The 4,142-nt window shown below is 62.5% G+C and carries 7 protein-coding genes and 1 pseudogene; 6 read left to right on the forward strand and 2 right to left on the reverse strand.

The features are described 5' to 3' along the window. The 6 genes from EN939_RS23445 to EN939_RS23465 form a co-directional block, all read left to right on the forward strand. Window positions 1–502 (forward strand): carbohydrate ABC transporter permease (locus EN939_RS23445; protein WP_164751163.1); only part of this gene is annotated, 502 nt, incomplete at its 5' end. Window positions 503–548: 46 nt separating this feature from the next. After that, complete coding sequence (locus EN939_RS38155) at window positions 549–704, forward strand: hypothetical protein (RefSeq protein ID WP_164748966.1); 156 nt, start codon at window positions 549–551, stop codon at window positions 702–704. Then, window positions 692–1,303, forward strand: coding sequence for a rod-binding protein (locus tag EN939_RS23450; protein ID WP_164748967.1), 612 nt, complete (start codon window positions 692–694; stop codon window positions 1,301–1,303). Before EN939_RS38155 ends, EN939_RS23450 begins: the two co-directional genes overlap by 13 nt. 13 nt (window positions 1,304–1,316) lie before the next feature. After that, window positions 1,317–1,742 carry a hypothetical protein gene (locus EN939_RS23455; RefSeq protein WP_127270030.1) on the forward strand — a complete coding sequence of 142 codons (426 nt, stop codon included), beginning with the start codon at window positions 1,317–1,319 and terminating at the stop codon, window positions 1,740–1,742. Window positions 1,743–1,839: 97 nt separating this feature from the next. After that, complete coding sequence (locus EN939_RS23460; protein WP_127270032.1) at window positions 1,840–2,355, forward strand: hypothetical protein; 516 nt, start codon at window positions 1,840–1,842, stop codon at window positions 2,353–2,355. A 198-nt stretch (window positions 2,356–2,553) separates the two neighbouring features. Beyond that, a complete protein-coding gene (locus EN939_RS23465; protein WP_013529756.1) occupies window positions 2,554–2,838 on the forward strand; it encodes an SCP2 sterol-binding domain-containing protein in 285 nt (94 codons plus the stop codon). 90 nt (window positions 2,839–2,928) lie between these two features. Here the strand turns inward: EN939_RS23465 and EN939_RS23470 are convergent, their stop codons facing one another. Continuing rightward, on the reverse strand, window positions 2,929–3,498 hold the full coding sequence (locus tag EN939_RS23470; RefSeq protein ID WP_127270036.1) for a GNAT family N-acetyltransferase: 570 nt from the start codon (window positions 3,496–3,498) through the stop codon (window positions 2,929–2,931). Between the two features lie 171 nt (window positions 3,499–3,669). After that, window positions 3,670–4,142 (reverse strand): annotated as a pseudogene (locus tag EN939_RS23475) (ornithine decarboxylase); the annotation flags it as partial.

A 4,142-nucleotide genomic window follows, 5' to 3' on the forward strand; every position in this document is an offset into this window, starting at 1 on the left:
CTTCCTGGCCTATCTCGTGCCGCCCTCGATACTGTTCATTCCCCTGTCGGTAATGGTGTTCAACCTCGGGCTTTACGATACGCCGTTCGCGCTGATCCTCACCTATCCGACCTTCCTCATTCCATTCTGCACGTGGCTCTTGATGGGCTACTTCCGCTCGATACCCTTCGAACTGGAAGAATGCGCGCTGATCGACGGCGCGAGCCGCTGGCAAATCCTGACCAAGATAGTTCTGCCGCTGTCGGTGCCCGGCCTGATTTCCGCCGGCATCTTCGCTTTCACCCTGTCATGGAACGAATTCATCTACGCCTTGACCTTCATCCAATCGTCCGAAAACAAGACCGTGCCGGTCGGCGTGCTTACCGAGCTCGTACGTTCGGACGTCTATGAATGGGGAGCCCTGATGGCAGGCGCGCTGATCGGCTCCCTGCCGGTGGTGGTGCTCTATTCATTCTTTGTCGAGCACTACGTCTCCTCGATGACGGGGGCGGTCAAGGAGTGAAGCTGAGGCGGAAATCCCACCCTCGGCGGACCATCGAAGCAAGCTCGTGGGTGCCAAGCTGATCGTCAGCTTCCGGCCAAAGGCGACGATGGAAAAATCTGCCCGATGGCGCGAAGCCGGCAGCTTCGATCCGATCCGCGCACTCCGCTCCCTCTCCTTCCCGCAAGCCTGCCACAAGCTTGTTGAGGCATGGTCTGGCTAAGGAAAACCGGTAAAAGGCGGACTTTCTTGGCGATTTCTCCACCCAGCGACATCGTTATGGATGTGGCCCGAGCCGCCGACCCGGCGGATATCGAGACCGCCCGCGCCGCGCTGGCAAAGCGGGCCGGCGGCGCTGCGGGCACGTTTTCACTCGACACCGCCGCTTCGGTCGATGCCGGCTCGATCCTGTCGCGCGCCACCGCCGACAAGGCCGCCGCTGCAACCGACCCGGCCAACAAATTCAAGAAGTTCGAGGCGATGGTGCTGCAGACCTTCATCCAGAACATGCTGCCAAAGGACACCGAGGGCGTCTACGGCAAGGGCCTGGCTGGCGACATGTGGAAATCGCAGCTTGCCGAGCGGGTGGCCGACGTGATGGCCGAACGCGGCGGCATCGGCATCGCCAAGTCGATGCTTGCCGACCACTATCTCGAAGGCAAGCGCGTGGTTCCGGTCGGTCCGGTCTCGGGCGGGTTGGAAAAGACCGAGATCGACCAGCAAAACAGCCTGTCGACCTCGCTGGTCCACCAATTGCAGCGCAAGGCTGCGGGGTCGATGACCGGTGACGAGACGACCATAAAAACAAACATCAAGATCTAAACTGGGAAACGCCATGGCCGACTTTTCAGAATCCACCCCCAATCTGCCAGCACGCACGACCGCGTCGGAAGCGCCGATCCCGTTCGCGCGGCCCGGCAACCTCGCCGCCATCATCGGTCGCATCGAGGAAGTGGTCGAGGAAGAGACGGCCGGTATCCGCAACGCGACCAACTATGATCTCAAGGCGTCGAACGCCCGCAAGAGCCGCTACCTCTACGAGTTGACGCGCGCCATGAAGGGCGGCAGCGAAGCCGAATTCCTCGAACAGCACCGCGAGGGCCTGACCCGGCTGCGCCAGAAGCTGGCGAAGAACGAAGCGGCGATCCTGGCGCATCTCAGCGCGGTCAACGAAGTCGCCAGCCTGCTGCGGCACGCCATCCAGCGCGCCGAGACCGACGGCACCTATTCCGCCGGCGAGTTCGGCTGGATGAAGGCATGATGCCGAACACAAGCGACACTTCGGAGATACTGCCGAAGCAACGGCGCAGTGCCGCGTCGCCTTCGCAAGGGACTGATCAAGGGACTGACAAGAGCCGATGATCAAGGTCATCGCCATCGCCGTCTGGATCTGCGCCGCAACCCTCGGCGCCGTGTTCTATTCGTTTCAGGCGGCCGGCGAGCGCGGTGTCGGCGAAACGCCGAAGCCGATGCTGGGCGGTCTCGACTACGTCAAGACCGACATCATTTCGGTGCCGCTGATCCGCGATTCTGAGATCGGCGGCTATTTCCTGACCAAGCTCGTCTACACCGTCGAACCCGAGCAGATAAAGAAGCTGTCCATTCCGGCCGAAGCGCTGATCACCGACCAGGTCTATTCCTACCTCTATTCCAATCCGCAGATCGACTTCACCAACAAGGCGACGATCGATCTCGATGCCTTCCGCGCCGCAATCCGCGATACCGTCAACGCGCGTGTCGGCGCGCCCTTGGTGCATGAGGTTCTGATCGACCAGGTCAATTTCCTGTCGAAGGACGAAATCCGCGACAACTGGCTGCGCCGCAAGAAAAGCGAGACGGCGAGCGAAATGACCAAGGCGTTCAAGGAACACTGAGTTGCCCCGGCTCGGAGTCCCGGCCTCATCGGGGCTCACCTGCCGCGACGGCAGGAACCAACCGCCCGAATTCGCGTTGACGTAAACGTCAACCCAAAGCTATATGCGGCAGCGACCGTGATCGCGAAACTGCGGCATGGGCTTCGGCTGGATCGAAGCGCCGTTGCGAGACAGATGCAACCAGACAAGGAGAACAGCGTGAGCGTTCAGGAGATTGCCGAGAAGATCAAGTCGCGCGTGGCCAGCAGCGGGTTCGATCGTTCCGTGAAATTCGACACCGGCAGCGACGGCGTCATCGTCATCGACGGCGCAACCGTCTCGAACACCGATGCACCCACCGACTGCACCATCAAGCTCTCGCTCGACGATCTGGATTCGCTGATCGCTGGCGACCTGAACCCGACAATGGCGTTCATGACCGGCAAGATAAAGGTCGAAGGCGACATGACCGTCGCCATGGCGCTCAGCCAGCTGATCGGCTGAAGGCATCCAGCCGCCCAAGCGGCACCCACCAAGCGCAAAAACGCCGCCTTTTCGGGCGGCGTTTTTGCATGAAATGCTGCCGGCTTCGTGTCAGGCCGCCGATATCAGTTCCTGCGCCTTCAGCTTGCGGCCGGCCGCCTTCAGCGTGCCGTGCACGCCGTCAAGCGCGCCTTCCACCAGTTCCAGCGCCAGCAGGCGGTGCCGCTCATAGGGTCCCGGCATGGCAAGTGAACCGGTCTTCTCGGCCGAGAAGCCGAAGCGCGCGTAATAGGGCGCATCGCCGACCAAAAGGATAGCGGCATGGCCGAGACGCGCCGCTTCGGCGATGGCATGGCGCATCAGCGCCGAGCCGATGCCGGCATTCTTGAGCGACGGGTCGACGGCAAGTGGGCCAAGCAGCAGCACGGCCGCACCGCCCTCGCCCAGCCTGACATCCCACAGCCGCACGGTGCCGGCCACGCCGCCCGAAGCATCGCGGGCGACGAAGGCCAGGCCTTCCGAGGGCCGCCGGCCACGCCGCAGCTTCTCCGACGACTTTTTCCTGCGCTTCGGCCCCATGGCCCGATCGAGCAACGCCTCGCGCGCCGCAACATCGGCGGCGGTTTCGGCGACCATCACAGAGGCCGGTGCGTGGCCCCCAATTTCAACTGGCATTTCCATTTCAACTGACATTTCCATTTCCGCAATCCCTGGCGAGCGGAGATCTGTTCCACAGGCGAGCCCGGGTGGACGACACGCGCCCACCGGGGATGATCTGATCGGCTCTCTCAGCGCATTTTCAGGCGAAGTTGTGTCCGGTTCGCCGTCCGAAAATGCGCTGAGGAAGCGCCGTCAGATCACATAGGATCGGAGAGGCTCGAAGCCGTTGAAGGCGACCGCCGAGTAGGTGGTCGTGTAGGCGCCGGTGCCTTCGATCAGCACCTCGTCGCCGATGGTCAGCGACAAAGGCAGCGGATAGGGCGTCTTCTCGTACATCACGTCGGCCGAATCGCAGGTCGGGCCGGCGAGCACGCAAGGTGCGGTCTCCGTGCCGTCATGCGGCGTGACGATCGGGTAGCGGATCGCCTCGTCCATCGTCTCGGCAAGACCGCCGAACTTGCCGATGTCGAGGAACACCCAGCGCACATTGTCATTGGCCGCTTTCTTCGAGATCAGCACGACTTCCGACTTGATGACGCCGGCATTGCCGACCATGCCACGGCCCGGCTCGATGATGGTCTCGGGAAGCGCATTGCCGAAATGCTTGCGCAGCGCCGAGAAGATCGCCTGGCCATAGGCCTGGGCGGCTGGCACGTCACGCAGAT

It is taken from the genome of Mesorhizobium sp. M7A.F.Ca.CA.002.05.1.1, from assembly GCF_003998335.1.
Classification (GTDB): Bacteria; Pseudomonadota; Alphaproteobacteria; order Rhizobiales; family Rhizobiaceae; genus Mesorhizobium.